Below are 19,978 nucleotides of genomic sequence, written 5' to 3'. Positions count from 1 at the left end.
GTGTTTAAGGAACTAAAAATTTCCCCTTAATAAAAAAAGAGCTCGCAATGTGCGGGCTCTTTTTTTGCCTTTTACTCTTCATCACCTAGGATGAAATCTGGATCTAAATCTTCAAACTCTTCATCATCAACATCTAAATCAAAGTCGTCATCTTCAAGGCCGTCCGGGTTCACGGCAACCACGAGCTTTGTTTCTCCAACAACTTCAGCTAACAGCTCTCTTTCTACTTGGACAAGCACTTTATTGCCTTTTGCTGAGATTGTTGCTTCAAGGCAGTTTGGCTGTTGAAGTACGCGCACAATTACATCGTACTCTCCATCATTAATTTGTTCAGCATCTCGGTAGCGAAGACGAATTGTATCTTTATACGACGTTTCTTCTGTAACAACTTCTGTTTTTGTATTGTCATCATAAGAGTACCATGTGTTAATATCATATGTTCCATCAACTTCTACCAGGTTTCCACGTTTAATTGCTTTATATTGGTGATTGATAACCCAGCAACCGAGAATACTTGTAGGTCTATTCGGTGGTGTTAACGTATGAGATGATTGCGTAAACTTGCGGCCTTTGCCTGTAACAGCTTTTGTAATAATCTCTCTGTAGTTTGCCATATTCAGCGAACCCTCCTCAACTATTTTCATTCTAGCTTATGCGCTGTATGAAGCGCTTTTGCTAACTTTTTTAGAAAAAGCAAAAAAGCACTACATGAGATTGTATGCAGGGACAAAGTAACGTTATGTCTCTTTCTATAGATTCTAGGGAGTTTATACCTTTTTAAAAAGTTCAGCTTTTTATGTTATAATACGGCTTGATAATAATAAATGAAGAGATGAAATGTGGGGATAACAATGGCAGGGTATACGCCAATGATACAGCAATATTTGAAAATCAAGGCAGAGCATGAAGATGCCTTTTTATTTTTTCGACTTGGAGATTTTTATGAAATGTTCTTCAATGACGCGCTCACTGCGTCTCGTGAACTTGAAATTACGTTAACAAGCCGCGATGGAGGCGGAAGCGAACGCATTCCAATGTGTGGTATTCCATATCATTCTGCAAACGGCTATATTGAAAGACTTATTGAAAAAGGCTATAAAGTAGCTATTTGTGAACAAGTGGAAGATCCTAAAACAGCTAAAGGCGTTGTAAAACGAGAAGTGGTACAAGTGATTTCACCAGGAACGCTTATGAATGAGAGCGGATTGCGTGAGAAAGAAAACAATTATATTGGAAGCTTAACAGAATTTGAGGACGGGACGTTTGGTCTTTCGTTTGCAGATTTATCAACAGGTGAAAGCTATGTCACTCTTTTATCAAAAGATGTTGATGCGGTTGTTGGTGAACTTTATACGAGAATGGTTCGTGAAATTGTCGTGTCTGAAAGCTTTTCAGGCAGTGTTTTAGCACGTCTGAAAGAAAGTATGACAATGACGATTTCCTACTGGGAAGACACAGAATCAGACGAAGAAATCGAGAAACTAACATCACACCTTCAACAAGACAAGCTTGTAAAAACGAGCGCACGTCTTTTCCACTACTTGCGTAAAACACAAAATAGATCACTTGATCACTTACAGCGTCCACTCTTTTACCAAATTGATCAGTTTATGAAAATTGACTTTTACTCTAAGCGCAACTTAGAGCTAACAGAGACAATTCGTTCTAAAGGTAAGAAAGGTTCACTTCTATGGCTTTTAGATGAAACAGTAACAGCAATGGGAGGGCGCTTATTAAAACAGTGGATTGACAGACCGCTTCTAAAAAAAGCAGACATTGAGCGCCGTCATACAATGGTTGCAACGCTTATAGAACAGTTTTTCGAAAAAGAAGAACTTCGTGATTTGCTAAAAGACGTTTACGATCTTGAACGTTTAGCAGGACGAGTTGCCTTTGGAAACGTTAATGCTCGGGATCTCGTGCAGCTAAAAAAATCGTTAAACAACGTTCCAGCAATTGAAGAGGTGATAAAACGCCTTGATCAGCCATATGCAGAAGAGCTGTTAAACGGCTTAGATCGCTGTGAAGATTTAGCTTCTCTGCTCGAAGAAAGCATTGTCGAGCAACCGCCTCTTTCCATTAAAGACGGAGATATTATTTGTGACGGTTACAACGCTGATCTTGATCAGTACCGAGATGCAAGCAAAAACGGAAAGTCATGGATTGCAGCGCTTGAACGAAGAGAGCGTGAAAAAACAGGCATCAAGTCGCTAAAAATCGGCTATAACCGCGTTTTTGGTTATTATATTGAAGTAACGCGTGCAAATCTGCATCTTTTAAAAGAAGGGCAGTACGAGCGCAAACAAACATTAACAAATGCAGAGCGCTTTATTACACCTGAACTAAAAGAAAAAGAAACATTAATTCTAGAAGCGCAGGAGAAGAGCGTTGAACTGGAATATACGCTGTTTCTTGAGATTCGTGAGCGTGTAAAGGAATATATTCCACGCTTGCAAAAGCTTGCGAAAGCGCTGAGTGAACTTGATGTTTTACAAGCTTTTGCGAAGGTGAGTGAAGAACGTCATTATGTACAGCCATCATTTTCTGATTCGCAATCATTAGAGCTTGAAAATGGTCGTCATCCTGTTGTCGAAAAAGTGATGAACTCTCAAGAATATGTACCAAACAGCTGCAATATGTCTGATGACCGCTCTATTTTACTTATTACAGGACCAAACATGTCTGGTAAAAGTACGTATATGCGTCAAATCGCGTTGACATCTATTTTGGCTCAAATTGGCTGCTTTGTACCAGCGAATAAAGCAGTATTACCAATCTTTGACCAAGTGTTCACAAGAATTGGGGCAGCAGATGACTTAATCTCAGGTCAAAGTACATTTATGGTGGAGATGCTTGAAGCTCGCAATGCGCTCGTAAATGCAACGCAAAACAGCTTGATTTTGCTTGATGAAATTGGGCGCGGAACGTCTACATATGACGGAATGGCGCTCGCTCAAGCGATTGTTGAATATATTCACGAATATATTGGCGCGACAACGCTGTTTTCAACACACTACCACGAGCTCACAGTTCTAGAAGACGAACTGAAAAAGCTTTATAATGTACATGTAAGCGCAATTGAACAGGACGGAAAAGTTGTTTTCCTTCATAAAATCAAAGACGGAGCTGCTGATCAAAGTTATGGCATTCACGTTGCTGAGCTTGCTGAACTTCCAGCACCATTGTTAGACAGAGCTCGAGTTATTTTAAAAGATCTTGAAGAAGGCAGCTTTGAAGTTCCAAAAGCACCAGTAAAAAGCATAGAAGATACACAACCTGCACATAAAGAAGTGAGTGCAGGAAGAGAAGAAGTAGAAATAGAAGAAATTCAAGAAGAAATTAAAGAAGAAGTGTCACAGCTTTCATTTTTCCAAGAAGAAAAAGCAAGTGCGCCAGAAGAAAAACTTTCGAAAAAAGAGCAAGATATTTTGAGAAAGCTAAAAGACCTTGATATTCTAGAAATGACGCCGCTTCAGGCGCTAAATACGGTATATAGTCTGCAAAAGCAGCTGAAGAAAAAATAAGAGAGGGCTTTTCCTCTCTTTTTCTATATAGGAGGGAGAAAGATGGCACGAATTGTGCAGCTCTCTGATGAGCTATCAAATAAAATTGCCGCAGGAGAAGTTGTCGAACGGCCAGCGTCGGTTGTAAAAGAGCTTGTGGAAAATGCCATTGATGCTAACAGCACTGTCATTGAAGTGGAGCTTGTTGAAGCAGGATTAACGAAAATTCGGATTGTGGATAACGGAGATGGCATTGAAAATGAAGATTGCTTAACTGCTTTTCGCCGTCACGCAACAAGCAAAATTAAAAATGAAGGAGATCTTTTTCGAATTAGAACGCTCGGCTTTCGCGGTGAAGCATTACCAAGTATCGCTTCTGTTTCGGAAGTGGATTTAAAAACAAGCTGTGGAGATGAAGCTGGTACTCACCTTTACTTAAGAGGTGGGGAAGTTGTGACACATGAGCTCTATTCAAGTCGCAAAGGAACAGATATTACAATTACAAATCTCTTTTTTAATACACCAGCACGTTTAAAATATATGAAAACCATTAACACAGAGCTTGGCAATATTACGGATATTATGAACCGTCTTGCTCTTGCGAATCCACACATTTCATTTAAGCTTATGCATCATGAGCGTAAACTGCTTCATACAAATGGAAATGGAGACGTGCGTCAAGTGCTTGCTTCGATTTACGGAATTCGAATTGCCAAAAACATGATTCCCATTAAAGCTTCTTCACTTGATTATGAAGTTGACGGCTATATTGCACTTCCTGAAGTGACAAGAGCTTCAAGAGCATATATGTCGACGGTTATTAACGGCCGACATATTAAAAATTTTGGTTTGTTAAAAGCCATAACGGCTGGATATCATACGCTTTTGCCAATTGGTCGCTATCCGATTGTATTTTTAAATATTAAAATGGACCCGCTTTTAGTGGATGTTAACGTACACCCAACAAAGCTTGAAGTTCGCTTAAGTAAAGAAGACGAGCTATTTTCTCTTGTTGAGGGGAGCATTAAAAAAGCATTTAAAAAAGAGCAGCTTATCCCAGAAGTGGCGACAAAAGCGCCTGTTACAAAAGCAAAACCGCAAAGTGAGCAAAGTGTCATGTCGTTTGACTACAGCGAGTCGCCTTCTGTAAAAGAAGAGAGGGTAGTAACGTACGAAAAAGCACCAGAGCCACCTCCAGCCGAAGAGCCTGTAAAAGAAGATTTATCATGGCTAAATGAGCTTGAACAGGAGGAAGAAAGAAAGTTTAATGAAGCACTCAAGCCACAGCAAGAGAATTTTGTTGAGGAAAAAGAGCGTGTAGAGGAAGAAAGCACAGAGGAAGAAGAATCATCTTCTCGTGTTCCAACGCTTTATCCAATTGGTCAAATGCATGGAACGTATATTTTAGCTCAAAATGAGAACGGTCTTTATATTATTGACCAGCATGCGGCACAAGAGCGAATCAAATACGAATACTTTCGTGACAAGCTTGGTGAAGTAGAGCCAGAAGTACAGGAAATGCTTGTTCCGATTACGCTTGAGTATTCAGCGAATGAAGCCATTGTAATTGAGGAGCACCGGGAAGCGCTAGCTAGCGTTGGCGTTTTTATTGAGTCGTTTGGTCACAACAGCTTTATCGTTCGCTCACATCCGCAGTGGTTTCCAAAGGGAGAAGAAAAAGAAACTATTGAAGAAATGATTGAACAAGTACTTTCAATGCGAAAAGTGGATATCATCAAGCTCCGTGAAGAAGCAGCAATTATGATGAGCTGTAAAGGATCTATTAAAGCAAATCATCATCTTCGTCATGATGAGATTTTTGCGCTTTTACAGTCTTTAAGAGCATCAAGTGATCCATTCACATGTCCGCATGGTCGTCCGATTATTGTTCATTATTCAACATATGAGATGGAGAAAATGTTTAAACGGGTGATGTAAAAGAAAAAGGCGTAACCTCCTCTGGTAGGTTACGCCTTTTTTTATTTTTTCGCTGCTACATCTTTCTTTATTTTTGCTGCTTGAACTTTGTAAATTACAATAAGCAAAATAAACCAAACAGGTGTTACAAATAACGAAACTCTTGTATCCTCCGCGAGTGCCAATACGACAATAATAAAGGCAAGAAAAGCAAGAATTAAATAGTTAGAAAACGGGTAAAGCGGAAGTTTAAATTTATTCACTTTCGCTAAATCTGGTCGTGTTTTGCGATATTTCAAATGACAGATAACCGTAATTCCCCAAATGAAAATAAAGCAAACAGTTGAAATACTTGTAATAAGCGTAAAGACACCTTCAGGCATTGTATAGTTCAAAACAACGCCAATTAAAACAACAACGGCTGAGAAAAACAGCGCATTTGAAGGAACTTTATTTGCTGTAAGTTTTGCCAATGCTTCTGGTGCATTTTTATCTTTAGCAAGCGAGTACATCATACGGCTTGTACTAAAGACAGCACTGTTACATGCAGAAGCAGCAGATGTTAACACAACAAAGTTAATAATGGTTGCAGCTGCTCCAATTCCAACGGCAACGAAAACTTGTACGAATGGACTTTCCGCTGGATTAATAGCATTCCACGGATAAATACTCATAATCACAAGAAGTGCTCCAATATAGAAAATTAATATACGAAGCGGGATATTATTAATGGCTTTTGGAAGAACTTTTTCCGGGTTTTCTGTTTCACCTGCTGTAAGACCAACAAGCTCAATTCCAACGAAGGCAAAGACAACCATTTGGAAAGAAAGAATAAAGCCGTTTATTCCATTAGGGAACATGCCGCCGTGGTTCCATAAGTTTGCAAATGTAGCTGGCCCTGAGTCAGTAGAGAAGCCTTTTAAAATCATGAAAAGACCAATCACAATAAGAGCTAAAATTGCAATAACTTTAATTAAAGCAAACCAAAACTCCATTTCACCGAAAAGTTTGACAGTGGCAAGGTTCATAATTAATAAAATCACGAGAGCAATCAATCCTGGAACCCATTGCGGAACGCTCGGGAACCAATATTGTGTATAAAGGCCGATTGCTGTTAAGTCTGCCATTGCAATGGAAATCCAGCAAAACCAGTAGGTCCAACCGGTAATAAAGGCAGCCATATTTCCTAAATAGTCTTGTACAAAATCAACAAAAGAGTGATACTCTAAATTTGTTAAAAGTAATTCTCCAAGCGAGCGCATAATTAAAAAGCAGATCATTCCTGTAATAATATAGGCAAATAAAATTGATGGGCCTGCAAGGTGAATGGACTTTCCAGCTCCAAGGAAAAGCCCTGTTCCAATCGCTCCACCAATTGCTATTAATTGTACGTGTCGGTTTTTTAAACCTCTCGCCAGTTTCTGTTCTTGCATATGTTTCCCCTCTTTCTCGTAACATCATAGCGTGTGACCGTAAAGTTGACCATGTCAGCACGCCGTAATCTTAATCACATTCGTTCGATTCTTTTTTACTGGCTTTTTTTAGTGTGCATTTCACCCATTTTCTCATTAAGTTATCAATGGCTGCAATAAGATATTATACCATTATCATAATCGATATTGAAAGATGACAATTTTTACATCTTCTAGGTAAAATGGTTGGTTTTAAGCAAAAGGAATAACAATTTTGAATAGTCTAAAATTTTAAGTTTTGTAAATCTATCAGATGTGAAGAGCTCTCTATTATGTAGTTGTAAAGGTATGTATGGTATATAGTGAGAAATAGTATTTATCTATACCTTTCTGATTTCCCATCCATTTGATAAATGTTGTGCCGTCCTCCTTTCAATAAACTTATTATAGCGTATCCTCTTTACATTTTCCTTACAAATATCCACTTTCCTCATTCTAAAGACTTCTTTTTCGACAAATTTGAAAGGAATTTTTATTTATAGTCTATAAATCTTTTATCCCTATAGTATTTTCTTCCTTCTTCTTACAGAATATCATTCCATAATTAGGTAACACGACTCTCTCATTTTTGAATAGGATGTAGTAATAGACACTAGAATAGAGCTATAGAAAGCTCTATTTCCTTCTTTCTTTTTTAAGGATGAAAGAGAGAAGGCAACATTGTCAAACAACTAGGGAGTGAATCATATGCCAGCCACTACTTTGGAATATCTGCTAGAGCGCTCGGAAAAGCGGCTAGTAGGGGTAAATGCTATAGTGGCAGCAAAAGCCATTGAGCTTATCAAACTTGCATATAGAAACGGAATTAATATTGCTGTTACACAAGGACTTCGTACTTTTGCAGAACAAAACGCCCTATATGAACAAGGACGTACAAAGCCAGGGAAAATCGTCACCAATGCAAGAGGAGGTCAGTCGATCCATAACTATGGATTAGCTTTTGATATTGCTGTTTTTGATGATGAGCAAAACGCGGTATGGACAGGAAATGACTATAATAGAGTCGGAAAATTAGGTCAGCAGCTTGGACTTGAATGGGGAGGAGCATGGCGATCTTTTAAAGATCTGCCACACTTTCAGTATACCTTTGGACTAACCCTTTCACAGCTTCAAGCAGGAAGAAGACCTCCATCAGGTGGAGCTGTGGCTCCTTCACAACCGCTTCCGAAAAACTATTTTGAAAGAGGAGATAGCGGGACGCTCGTAAAGGGGTTGCAAGGAAAACTGCAGGCACTTGGATTTAGTGTTGGTTCAGGTGGGATTGACGGAGATTATGGAGAGGGAACGGAACAAGCTGTAAAAGCATTTCAAAGAAAATACGGCTTAACAGCTGACGGTATTGCAGGAGCACTTACATTAGCAAAGCTTGATGAAGTATATAAAGTTTCTCAAAAGCCAACTCCAACTCCCACACCAACTCCAACACCGGCACCGAAACCGACGCCAAATCCAACAACACCGCTAGCACAAGACCCGGCAAAGGAGGAACCAAAAGTGGATAAAAGTAAGTTACCAGCAGATCCTGCTGCAAGAGAAGAAGTGAATGGAGCCATTGAACGTGGAATTACCAACGGAGCACGTCCACAAGATGAGGCAAAACGTCAAGATGCAATGGTGATGGCTAAAAGAGCAGGAGATTTTCAAGACTATCAAATTCAAAACTTGTATATAACATTTCAACAAGTAAAAGATAAACTCCCTCTTCAAAAGCCAGAAGTATGGGAAGAAAAGCTTGAAAATGGCGATGTGTCACAGCAAGAAATGCTTTATCTTATTGCTCAGCTTACACTTCGTTCATTTGTGTAGAACGAAGGCGTGAATTTCCTATGAAATTCACGCCTTGTTTTATAAGAATAAAGTGTGGCAAGATAAGAATGAATTCCTAAGAAAACAGGTTTCTATTTACATAATTTAAGAGAAAGGACACGTCATGACCTACATCACTTTTTTATGGATATTCGTTATCTTGCTTACAACCTACTTACCGTTTCTTACATTTTTAGGTATTATGGCAAGTTTCGCCAGAAGAAAAAGTAGGAAACGCTCGTTTATTGCTCTTATCATCGCTGTTTTTATACTTTATCATATGAATGGAAATGGACAAAACATAGAAAATCTTATTGAAAGACTGCATGAGGGATCTTTCGCCGCTGCATTTCTTTTGATAGGCTATCTCTATTTAATGTATTGGTGGAGTGCTTTTTTACATAGAAGGAGTAAAGAAAAGAAAGAGTTTGATTTTCTTAAAAAAGAAGACTTACCTCTTGAGCGAGCCATCAAAAAAGGAAAGAGAGACAAAATCTTTACTGTGACGCTGACAATTGTTCTCGTTCTTTCAATTCCCTTTATTGCATTTGTGTATCCTCGTTATATAAAAGAGAAATCAGTTATTATAAGTCAATCTCTGATGAATATGAGCAAGGTGGAAATTGTGCAAGAAGGAAAACTACTCTCGTTATGTGGTGAGCAAGGTATTAAAGTTTACTATGAGAAAGAAGGGAATCCTCGCTATTCATTTCGTATAAAAATAGATTATGAAGGAAAAAACGTAAAGCCGGAGACTTTTAACGTCTATTGGCAAGACGAAAATCACGCATCACTTATTATTAAAGATAAGAAAAATACGAAGGAAATTATCGCTATTGATCTATTAAATAAGATGAAATAATAATAGCATGTTGCAGATTATAAAAAGCGCCGTTCGTACAAACGAATGGCGCTTTTTAATAAAAGGTTATTTCTCAGTAAATGCTATTTTCACTCCAATGATTGTAAACAACGTTCCTTGCAAAGCATTAATTTTCTGAGAAATTTTCGGGCTTTTACGTAAAAAGCGTCCCACTCCTTCAGCAAAAAAGCTAACAAGTGTAAAAATCACGAATGCTTGAACTAAAAACGTAAAGCCGTACAGAAGCATTTGCAGTGTAACAGAACTATTGTAGTTAATGAACTGTGGAAAAAGCGCTAAGAAGAAAAGCGATACTTTTGGGTTCAAAACGTTCATAATAATGCCTTTTTTGTAGAGCGATTTGTTTTCTAATGAATCGTCGCTTTTCATTGTTACATGCGTGCTTTTGTCACGGAACGATTTATAAGCTAGATAAAGTAAATAAGCGGCTCCTGCGTATTTTACAATTGAAAAAGCAAGAGAAGATTGATAAACAAGTGCTGAAAGTCCAATCGTTGCGGCCGTAATATGAACGAGCAGTCCTGTGCAAAGACCAAGCGTTGTAAAAATGCCGGCATTTTTCCCTTTCGCAATGCTTTGAGCAAGCACAAATAAGTTATCAGGCCCAGGCATAAGAGTAAGAAGCACAGCAACGCCTAGAAATGAAAGTAAAGATAATAAGTCCAACCTCGTAACCTCTCTTTCGCAGTATTATTTTATAAGATAGTATAACAGATTTTAGATATCAAAGGGATGGACGGAAAGGGATATTTTGAAACCCTTTCTTTTCTTACCCGTAAATAGTACTAAGTATAGAGGTTAAAGGAGGAATAGAAATGGAGTATGCAGGTTTTGCACTTGCCATCGCAGCCTTTATATTTGTTACAGAACTTCAGTCTAAAGTGAAGAAGCTTGAAAAACGAGTGAAAGAACTAGAAAATGAAGCGAAAAGTTCTTGATGGTGGAAAGGATCTTTATCAACCTGAGTGAAGAGTGATAAAGAAAATTTAGTTTCAATTCATACTTTACAAATGGGAATAATTAGCTTATCATGGTCATAACCTTTAATACAAATATTCCGTCTGGTCATCCAGAGGCTCATTAAGCGAAGAACATATCGTTCGCTTGGTGAGCCTCTTTTGTTTTTTACATACTAATTTCTTAAATTAATAGAAGAAAGGAAGAGGAAAATGGAGATTTTTTGGTTCATTCCAACACACGGAGATGGGCGTTATCTAGGCACATCTGAGGGAACGCGTCCAGTCAACTATTCATACTGCAAACAGATTGCCCAAGCTGCAGATACGTTAGGATACAGCGGGGTGCTATTACCAACAGGAAAATCATGTGAAGATGCATGGATTGCAGCATCAATGCTGGCACCTGTCACTGAAAAACTGAAGTTTCTTGTTGCCGTTCGTCCAGGCTTAACATCGCCTACTTTATCTGCCCGAATGGCTGCTACATTTGATCGCTTCTCAAAGGGAAGATTGCTAGTTAATGTTGTCGCAGGAGGAGACCCTGTTGAACTAGCTGGAGATGGACTGTTTTTAAATCATGATGATCGCTATGAATTAACAGATGAATTTTTATCAATTTGGAGAGAAGCGTTAAATGGATCAGATGTAGATTTTGATGGAAACTACCTTAATGTAAAAGGCGGGGAAGTCCTATATCCTCCAGTACAAAAGCCATATCCGCCTCTTTACTTTGGAGGATCTTCTTCCGCTGCAATGAATGTTGCCTCTAATCATGTAGATGTCTATTTAACGTGGGGAGAATCTCCTGAGAAAGTAAAAGAAAAAATTGAAACGATGAAAAACAAAGCAGCCAAAAAGGGAAGAACATTGCGATTTGGCATTCGCCTACACGTGATTGTAAGAAAAACAGAAGAAGAAGCGTGGAAATCTGCTGAAGAGCTCATTGAACATGTAGATGAAGAAACCATTCAGTCTGCACAAAAGGCATTCGCGAAGATGGATTCAGAAGGTCAAAAACGGATGATTGAACTTCATAAAGGAGATCGTTCTGACCTTGAAGTAAGCCCTAACTTATGGGCAGGAGTGGGTCTAGTGAGAGGAGGAGCAGGTACAGCTCTAGTAGGAGATGCTGAGACAGTTGCTGAAAGAATGAAAGAATATGCCGATTTAGGGATTGATACGTTTATTTTGTCAGGATATCCGCATTTAGAAGAAGCTTATCGTACGGCAGAGCTACTCTTCCCAAGGTTACCTCTAAATCATCATCATGATGAAAATGAACGTACCTTTATAAGTCCATTTGGTGGAGTGGCTGCAAATAAGGAAAGCTTTGAGAAACAAACAACAAATATGAGTAAATAGAAGAATTCGAGTATATAGAGGAGCGTTTTACATAGTTGAAATGCTTCTACTTGTTGAATACACTGAATATTCGAAAAGGAGTCGGAGTATGAAAAAAAGTAGAATATATTTAAATGCTTTTGATATGAATTGTGTTGTTCACCAATCTCCTGGTTTATGGACACATCCTGATGATCAATCGCATCGATATAACGATATTAATTATTGGATCGAACTAGCACAATTATTAGAGAAGGGACGTTTTGATGGCCTGTTTATAGCAGATGTGATTGGAATATATGACGTATATGGAGCAGATAAAACGGTCACTGTTCGAGAAGCAACACAGGTTCCTGTTAATGATCCAATGATGCTTGTCTCTGCAATGGCACATGCGACAGAACATTTGGGCTTTGGCATTACTTGTTCTACAACGTTTGAGCATCCCTATACGTTTGCAAGAAGAATGACAACGTTGGATCATTTAACAAATGGGCGAATTGCTTGGAATATCGTGACCTCTTATTTAGAAAGTGGAATGAAAAACATTGATACAGGCCATAAAATTCAGCATGAAGAGCGCTATAACATCGCTGATGAATATGTTGAAGTTTGCTATAAGTTATGGGAAGGCAGTTGGGAAGAGAACGCTGTTATCAAAGATAAAGAAAAGAAAGTCTTTTCAAACCCCGACAAAGTCCATGCCATCAACCATCACGGTAAATATTTTAATGTTCCTGGCATCCATTTATGTGAGCCATCCTCTCAAAGGACTCCTGTTTTATATCAAGCAGGTGGATCATCAAAAGGTCGTAAATTTGCAGCTAAGCATGCCGAATGCACGTTTATTTCTGGTCCTGAAAAAAGCTCAATTGCAGCTTATGTAAAAGATTTGAGGTTACAAGCTCGCTTGCAAGGGAGAGATCCGCAAAGTCTAAAAGTATTTGCCTTGTTTACCGTTATTGTTGGAAGAACCGAAGAAGAAGCATGGAAGAAATACGAAGAACTTTCAAACTATATAAGTTATGAAGGTGCTCTTTCATTATTAAGCGGATGGTGTGGCGTTGATTTTTCAAAATGGGATCCAAAGCAAGAGATTGAGTATATTGAAACAAAAGCCGTTCAATCAATGTTAGAATCACTAACCAAATATAGCTCAAATAAAACGTGGACTGTACAGGAATTGGCTAAGTTTGCTGGTATTGGTGGAATGGGACCTGTAGCTGTTGGAACACCTCAACAAATTGCCGACATATTTGAAGAATGGATTGATGAAACAGATATTGACGGATTTAATTTAGCTTATACAGTGACGCCTGGGTCATTTGCGGATTTCGTTGAGCTTGTCATTCCAGAGTTACAAGAGCGTGGTTTAGTAAAAACAGAGTATGAAGAAGGAACATTAAGGGAGAAATTATTTGGTAAAGGAAGGGCACGCTTATCAGAAGAACATGTAGGTTCTCAATATAGAAATATGAATTATCAATTGTAAGCTTAAGAAGCTAGTAGCACGTAAAAGGTAGTTTTTAACTTAAAATTAAATAGTGGTCCGATTAGACAACTAAAGGCATCTGTTCTCCCGCTATGGATAGGGGGAAAAGGGTGTTTTTTTATATGCATTAACAATGCATATTCAAATAAGCGCTATGCTATCTATGTAAATCAAAGCTAAGGGAGAAATCAAATATGACGAACTATAGAAATTTAAACGTCAGTGTTGATACCGGAAAAAGTAGTGAAAAATCTTCATATCTGTTTACTGAACCTGTTAAATTCCATACACCCGCGCTTAATGAGTTAATTTCTATAATTGCTCAAGATACGAAAGACCGAAGAAGTGCTAACAGTGAAGCACATCCATATCTTGCATGGGATGTTATTCGACAGTCACGATTAGGTGCCTTACGGTTACCGATTGAACGTGGTGGAGGAGGGGCGAGTATTCGCGAACTCTTTGCAGTGATTATCAAATTAGCAGAAGCTGATTCAGACGTTGCTCATAGTCTTCGCGCCCATTATTCCTTTGTGGAAAGTTTGCTTATCGCTCCTAGAGATGAGCAGCGAGATTACTGGCTACAAAAAATAGCTGACGGTCACATTATTGGAAATGCAACAACTGAACTTTCCTCCAAAAATGTAGGAACAAAAGTATTTGAAACAAAATTATCTCGGGATGGAGATCATTATCGTTTAAACGGTACAAAATATTTTAGTACAGGCACGCTGTATGCTGATTTTGTTCTTGTTACAGCTTCGGCTGTAGGTGAAACGGCTCTATCTGTTGTTATTCCAACAAATCGTGAGGGCGTCATTCTTGAGGATGATTGGGACGGTATTGGTCAAAAACTCACGGGAAGTGGAACAACCCGTTTCAACAACGTTTTAGTTAAACAAGAAGAAATCGCCGGAACGTACGATAAGAAAACGCCATTTAACTCTTATTTACAGCTGTATTTGCATGCGGTTATCACAGGGATTATGCACAACGTAGTGACAGATGCGGCAGCTTTGGTTCAAAACAGAAAAAGAACATTCAGTTTTGCAGCTGCGAATACGCCGTCAGAGGATCCTCAGCTTCAGCAAATCATTGGGGAAATAGCGAGCAGTGCTTTTGGAGCTTCAGCAATTGTACTTACAGCTGCTGAAGCCTTAGATCAGGCGGTAGCTTCAGCTGTTGAAGGCGATATAGATTATGCTTTAAGTCATGAAGCTTCAGTAAAAGCTGCACAAGCGAAAGTAATGATAGACAATATTGCTTTGCAAGCAGCGACAAGACTATTTGAAGTTGGAGGAGCCTCTGCAACAAGACAGTCAGCAAATCTTGACCGCCACTGGCGCAATATTCGTACCATTGCTTCTCATAATCCAACGGCCTACAAAGCACGAGCAATCGGCGATTATGTAGTGAATGGTAATGAGCTTCCGATAAAACAAGTGTATTTTTAATATCTAATAGAAACAGAGGGATATAAAAATGACCAACATATCAAAAGATAGACCTGTCTCTTCACAATCAGCGATTGAGAAAATGAGAGCCATGATAAAGCCTATTATTGAAAAAAAAATAAAACCAAATGCAGAAATGATTGATAAAACAGGTCAATTTCCTCGTGAAAACTTACTTTACTTAGCTAGTGAAGGGTGGAATTCTGTAACTATTCCTAAAGAGTGGGGAGGACTCGATTTTGGCTATGTGGGATTATCGGTTGCAGCTGAAGAAATAGGAAAAGTAGATGCGTCAACAGGTCTCGTATATGCTATGCATGTTGGTGCTGTTCAAGCTATTCATATTTTTGGTAGTCAAAGTCAAAAAGAGCGATGGTTACCAAAAGTCCGAGAAGGGTATTTAGGTACTCTGTCCATTAGTGAAAAAGCAACAGGAGGTCATGTTTGGTATAACAGGAGCCAAGCGAAAAACGATGGAACAGAGTATATTATTAACGCTCAAAAATCTTTTACAACAAGTGGAGGACAGGCAGATTTTTATATTGTGCAAACCCGTACTGCAGGTAGCCGTGATCCTAAGGAACATAGCTCATTCATTGTAGATGGCCACAAGGACGGAATTATAGCAAAGCCATGGAAAGCACTTGGTGTAAGAGGAAACCATAGTGGTCCATTAACGTTTGAGAACGTAAGAGTAAGTTACCAAGATCTATTGCCAGCAGATGGACTAGATGTGCTAAATGGGACAGGAGTAGCAATAGGATTAAATGCGGTATGGCTAGGTGTAGCTCAAGGAGCGCTTGACGCTGCAGTTGCCCACACAACGAGAACTGTTCATCGAGATTTCAACAAGAGTTTAGCTGATTATGGAGTCATTCGGCAAAAATTAGCTGAAGTGAAAATTCGTATTACAGGTTTGAGAGCATGGCAATTGGATTTGGCGAGGAGATTGGATGAATTACGTGCGTTAAATGAGTCTTCCCTTCCCCTTGCTTCTGAAATAAAAGAGCAAAAAGTACAAGCAACAGAATTAGCGGATTTTGCAGCACGAGTTGCGATGGATGTCGCAGGAGGCTTTGGATATGTAGAAGGAATTTTCGAACGCATTTACCGAGATGCACGCGGAGGAATTCCTATGGCACCTTCTAATAATGTTGCTCGAGAGCAAATTGGAAAAGAGTTGCTAAGTTTGCCTCTAGAGCTTTGGGAAGAAGGGAAATGATCATTAGATTAATGTAAGCAAAGCAGAATCAATGATATTAAACTTACTATTTTGATAGGGTTATAGTATTTTGTTGACTGGTCAACCAGAAACATTGCTGTGCAGAGTAATGTTCCTGGTTCTTTTTTATGACATGAAATATAAAAAAAGGTTGGAGGATGAATATGGCAAAAGTAATCCAAGAAGTTTACAAGGTAAGAGAAAAACAGAATGCATTTCAAACCAAAATTGAAGCTAAATCTCTTTCTTTTAGTTATGAAGGAGTTGAGATTTTACAAGATATTAATCTCACTATTAAAAAAGGAGAGTTTATTACGTTAATGGGTCCTAGTGGTTCTGGGAAGAGTACTCTGCTTCGATTGTTAACAGGATTAGCACAGCCGAAGAGTGGTGAAGTTTTAGTTGATTCTGTATCAACTAAAAAAGCTTTACCAGATAGTGCAGTTGTATTTCAAGACTACTCCCTATTTCCTTGGTTAACAGCAGAAGAAAATATTATTCTTGCAATGAAAAGAACGATGAAAAAATCCAAATCTAAAAAAGAACTGGCACACTTAGCTGGGCAATACCTTGAATTAGTACAGTTAGGGCATGCCGTGAAAAAATATCCTGGTGAGATGTCAGGAGGGATGAGACAAAGAGCAGCAATTGCAAGGGCTTTATCATTAGGAGCAGATTTAATGTTTATGGATGAACCATTTGGTGCATTAGATCCCGTAACGAGAATTCAATTACAAGATATTATTCTTCAAGTAAATCGCGATCAGCAGCGTACTGTAGTGTTTGTTACACATGACGCAGAAGAAGCCATCATTTTAGCGGATCGCATCGTTATGTTTACGCCTGGTCCTCCGGGCAAAATAGCAGAAATTATTGACGTTCCTTTTAAGAAGCCAAGAGACCGAAAGATGTTAATCGAAAGCCAGGAATTTATTAAATTTAGAAATGAAATTTTACGTGTAATGAACAATGGAATATTTAAGAAACTCGAACAAAACGAGACGGTTCAGCCGTATGGAGCAGGAATTTAAATGAGGAGGAGAAGGGGAGGTAAGGGATTGCGAAGCAGACGTTGGATGATAGGGTTTTTGATGATTTCTGTTTTAGCTTTAGCGGCGTGCGGAGAAAAAAATGCAGCGTCAGGTAAGGAAAGTTCTACACTAAGAGTCGGATACGGTCAGCTATACGGAGCGCCTCTAGCAGACATTGCTCGAGCTGAAGGGTTTTTTGAAGATGAAAATTTAGAAGTTGAAATGATTTCTTTTACAAGTGGAGGGTTAGATGCTCTAAACTCTGACAAAATCGATATTGCCTTAACTTTTGGTACAGCAGGACCGCTGAACTACATTGCTCAAGGGGCAGATTTTACATTCATTGGAGGACATATGGAAGGTGGACAACCTGTTGTAACGAAAGAAGAAAATGCCAACAAATATAAAACATTAGAAGATTTCAAAGGAAAGAAAATAGCAACGGTTAGACTAGGGACTCTTGATGTCATCTTCAAATCAGCGCTTGATGATGCCGGAATTGATATTCAGAAAGATGTAGATTTTGTTGAAGTGAAAAGCGTAGCAGATGTACTTGAGGCCGTGCAATCTGGAAAAGTAGATGTTGGTCTTTCCAATACAGGACATTTGACTAAAACAGAACAAATCGGGTTGAAACCTATTTTTTGGAGCAATGATTTAAGTCAAAATGACCTTTGTTGCCGCGTTACGGTAAGAGGAAATATTTCAAGTGATAAAGCCGTAGCATACAAAAAGTTTATGAAAGCTCTTATAAAAGCAGAGCGTGTAAAGTTAGAAAATCCAAAGAAAAACTTAGAAGCATCAAAGCCGACGTTTAAACAGCTACCTGAAGAAAGAGTGAACGAAATTGTCAATGAGAAGCATTTGATCAACTCAGCAGATCCGAATAAGAAGGAAGTTGTGAATACGTGGGGGAAAATGCAAGACATTGGCTATATAAAAGACGTAGATAACATTGATTTAGATGATCACTTTAATTTGTCTATGTATGAAGAAGCTATAGATGAACTTATTAAAGAAAACCCTAATGATGATTATTATAAAAAGGTTCTTAAACGGTTTAATAAGCAGAATGTACAGTCTTAATTTAAAGGAGGCATTCTATGAGAAAGTTTTTAAGTACGTATAGTTACTCGATAGCCATTGCTTTCGCTTTAATAGGGTTATGGATTTATATCACCAATTTTACAGATTGGCTAAGTCCACTTATTTTTCCATCTCCTCATCTTGTGGCCGCTGCTTTTTTTAGAGCAATATTTGAACTTTTTCAAGGGTTTTTAAGTTCGATGAAGCTATTAGTACCAAGTGTTTTATTAGCTCTAGTGTTAGGCATCGGTGGAGGCTTGTTTTTTGGGATGCGTCCAAAACCGAGAAAAATTTTAACGCCTTTTTTCAATGCGTTCAGTCCACTACCGCTCACTTTATTTATTCCTTATGCGATTGCATTATTACCGACGTTTGAACTGGCTTCTATGTCCATATTATTCATAGCTGCCTTTTGGCCCATCTTTTTAGGAACGATTCAAGGTGTGTTATTAATCGATCATCACTATTGGGACAATGCTAAGACAATTGGTTTAGAAAAACGAGATCTAATTTTTAAAGTTATTATCCCAGCAAGTTCACCGCTCATTTTAAATGGCATCGGGCAGTCACTCAGCTTATGTTTTTTAGTTTTAATGACGGCCGAAATGTTTGGTGCAAAAGCAGGTATGGGGTATTTTATTCAGTATTATACAGATTTCACTCAGTATGATTTAGTTATATCAGGACTGATTTTTAATAGTCTTGTTATTTTAATCATTATGATTACGTTTGAACGAATTAAGAAACGTATTCTATTTTGGACGAATTTAAAAAATGAAGCAGGATAAACAGGTAACTATCTTAAGCGAAAAAGTACGTTAGACAAGGAGTTATGATGTGAAAACAACTCTAATCCTCTTTATTTCACTATTATTAGCAGGCTGCTCTCAGTCTAGTATCGCTCACCGTTCAGTAGAGACTCCAGCACTAAAGGTTTCTTTAAGTAGTGATACTACAAACCTAACAATTAATAGTACCGCTAGTTTAACAGCCTCTGTCACATACGGAGCTGAAAAAATTGATGATGCCCATGTACAGTTTGAAATTATTGAAAACGGCACGTCTTTGGGGATGGTTTCCCCAAAGGTTCTAGAGGAAGGAAAGTATGTGTTAGACACTAAGTTTTTAGAATCGGGAAAAAAACAAGTGATTGTACATGTGGATTATAAAGAACAGCATGAAATGAAAGGGATATTTTTATCCGTTACAAATGGAGAGGAGGGAGAAACATCTTAAAGTATAGAACGAAAAAGTTCAGTAGTTCTCTCCTCACAGGTCTGGTGATTTTAGTTTTATTACTAGGGCTAGGTTACACAGTGTATGTTAATTTCTTTAAGAATGAAAAAAACGTTGCTAAAGGTGCGGATCTTAATGACATAGCTTTTGATTTTACACTTCAAGATCTGCACGGTAACGAAGTGAGCCTTTCAGATTTTAGAGGGAAAGGGATTATCCTTAACTTTTGGGCAACATACTGTCCTCCTTGTAAAAAGGAAATGCCTCATTTAAATAGCATTTACGAAGAGTACAAGGATAAGGGAATGGAAGTGATTGCTGTTAACGCAACTGAACCAAGAGTCATTATTAGACCTTTTGTTCAGGAATACGGATTAGATTTTCCTATTTTGCTAGACCGAACGGGTTCTGTTGTTGAGCAGTACGATATTCTAAATATTCCGGTAACCTTCTTCATTAACGAAGAGGGAAAAATTATTGAAAAGTCTTCAGGTGAACTAACAGAGGAGAGTATTCGCAGCTCTGTAAAGCGTATTATTCCAAAATAAATCGATAAGTTAAACAATGGAGATGATA

At 38.4% G+C, this 19,978-nt stretch carries 17 protein-coding genes; 14 read left to right on the top strand and 3 right to left on the bottom strand.

The annotated features are described in order from the left end of the window. Window positions 1–71 precede the first annotated feature (71 nt). On the bottom strand, window positions 72–614 hold the full coding sequence (locus BM012_RS00385; RefSeq protein ID WP_061801652.1) for an outer spore coat protein CotE: 543 nt from the start codon (window positions 612–614) through the stop codon (window positions 72–74). A 237-nt stretch (window positions 615–851) separates the two neighbouring features. On the opposite strand from BM012_RS00385, the gene mutS reads away from it, so the two are divergent. Next, window positions 852–3,524, top strand: a complete 2,673-nt coding sequence (gene mutS / locus BM012_RS00380; RefSeq protein ID WP_061801651.1) for a DNA mismatch repair protein MutS — start codon at window positions 852–854, stop codon at window positions 3,522–3,524. 42 nt (window positions 3,525–3,566) lie between these two features. Then, window positions 3,567–5,441 carry a DNA mismatch repair endonuclease MutL gene (gene mutL / locus BM012_RS00375; protein ID WP_061801650.1) on the top strand — a complete coding sequence of 625 codons (1,875 nt, stop codon included), beginning with the start codon at window positions 3,567–3,569 and terminating at the stop codon, window positions 5,439–5,441. A 41-nt stretch (window positions 5,442–5,482) separates the two neighbouring features. Here the strand turns inward: mutL and BM012_RS00370 are convergent, their stop codons facing one another. Then, window positions 5,483–6,853 carry an amino acid permease gene (locus BM012_RS00370; RefSeq protein WP_061801649.1) on the bottom strand — a complete coding sequence of 457 codons (1,371 nt, stop codon included), beginning with the start codon at window positions 6,851–6,853 and terminating at the stop codon, window positions 5,483–5,485. Window positions 6,854–7,579: 726 nt separating this feature from the next. Between BM012_RS00370 and BM012_RS00365 the strand changes: the two genes are divergently transcribed. After that, complete coding sequence (locus tag BM012_RS00365; protein ID WP_064504922.1) at window positions 7,580–8,698, top strand: peptidoglycan-binding protein; 1,119 nt, start codon at window positions 7,580–7,582, stop codon at window positions 8,696–8,698. A 124-nt stretch (window positions 8,699–8,822) separates the two neighbouring features. Then, window positions 8,823–9,560, top strand: a complete 738-nt coding sequence (locus BM012_RS00360; protein ID WP_061801648.1) for a hypothetical protein — start codon at window positions 8,823–8,825, stop codon at window positions 9,558–9,560. A gap of 66 nt (window positions 9,561–9,626) precedes the next feature. Here BM012_RS00360 and BM012_RS00355 read toward each other — a convergent pair whose 3' ends face one another. Next, window positions 9,627–10,247 carry a LysE family translocator gene (locus tag BM012_RS00355; RefSeq protein ID WP_061801647.1) on the bottom strand — a complete coding sequence of 207 codons (621 nt, stop codon included), beginning with the start codon at window positions 10,245–10,247 and terminating at the stop codon, window positions 9,627–9,629. Between the two features lie 149 nt (window positions 10,248–10,396). Between BM012_RS00355 and BM012_RS27000 the strand changes: the two genes are divergently transcribed. The 10 genes from BM012_RS27000 (at window position 10,397) to resA (ending at window position 19,950) form a co-directional block, all read left to right on the top strand. Then, complete coding sequence (locus tag BM012_RS27000) at window positions 10,397–10,519, top strand: hypothetical protein (protein WP_264158235.1); 123 nt, start codon at window positions 10,397–10,399, stop codon at window positions 10,517–10,519. Between the two features lie 231 nt (window positions 10,520–10,750). After that, on the top strand, window positions 10,751–11,902 hold the full coding sequence (ssuD, locus tag BM012_RS00350) for an FMNH2-dependent alkanesulfonate monooxygenase (RefSeq protein ID WP_061801646.1): 1,152 nt from the start codon (window positions 10,751–10,753) through the stop codon (window positions 11,900–11,902). A gap of 88 nt (window positions 11,903–11,990) precedes the next feature. Further along, the gene (locus BM012_RS00345) at window positions 11,991–13,373 is read left to right on the top strand and encodes an LLM class flavin-dependent oxidoreductase (protein ID WP_061801645.1); all 1,383 of its coding nucleotides are present in this window, start codon (window positions 11,991–11,993) and stop codon (window positions 13,371–13,373) included. A gap of 194 nt (window positions 13,374–13,567) precedes the next feature. Further along, entirely contained in the window at window positions 13,568–14,827 is a 1,260-nt protein-coding gene (locus tag BM012_RS00340) for an acyl-CoA dehydrogenase family protein (protein WP_061801644.1), read from the top strand. Between the two features lie 28 nt (window positions 14,828–14,855). Beyond that, entirely contained in the window at window positions 14,856–16,049 is a 1,194-nt protein-coding gene (locus BM012_RS00335) for an acyl-CoA dehydrogenase family protein (protein ID WP_061801643.1), read from the top strand. Between the two features lie 164 nt (window positions 16,050–16,213). Beyond that, window positions 16,214–17,080, top strand: coding sequence for an ABC transporter ATP-binding protein (locus BM012_RS00330; RefSeq protein ID WP_061801642.1), 867 nt, complete (start codon window positions 16,214–16,216; stop codon window positions 17,078–17,080). Between the two features lie 27 nt (window positions 17,081–17,107). Further along, window positions 17,108–18,166, top strand: coding sequence for an ABC transporter substrate-binding protein (locus tag BM012_RS00325; protein ID WP_161939268.1), 1,059 nt, complete (start codon window positions 17,108–17,110; stop codon window positions 18,164–18,166). 17 nt (window positions 18,167–18,183) lie between these two features. Further along, entirely contained in the window at window positions 18,184–18,954 is a 771-nt protein-coding gene (locus BM012_RS00320) for an ABC transporter permease (RefSeq protein ID WP_061801640.1), read from the top strand. A gap of 49 nt (window positions 18,955–19,003) precedes the next feature. Then, window positions 19,004–19,402 (top strand): FixH family protein, encoded by a 399-nt coding sequence (locus tag BM012_RS00315; RefSeq protein WP_061801639.1) that lies wholly within the window; start codon window positions 19,004–19,006, stop codon window positions 19,400–19,402. Further along, the gene (gene resA, locus BM012_RS00310; protein ID WP_064504921.1) at window positions 19,396–19,950 is read left to right on the top strand and encodes a thiol-disulfide oxidoreductase ResA; all 555 of its coding nucleotides are present in this window, start codon (window positions 19,396–19,398) and stop codon (window positions 19,948–19,950) included. The genes BM012_RS00315 and resA overlap by 7 nt, the downstream gene beginning before the upstream one ends. Window positions 19,951–19,978: the final 28 nt, after the last annotated feature.

This window comes from Priestia endophytica DSM 13796, assembly GCF_900115845.1.
Classification (GTDB): Bacteria; Bacillota; Bacilli; order Bacillales; family Bacillaceae_H; genus Bacillus_I; species Bacillus_I endophytica.
This window is presented reverse-complemented; position numbering and strand designations above follow the sequence as displayed.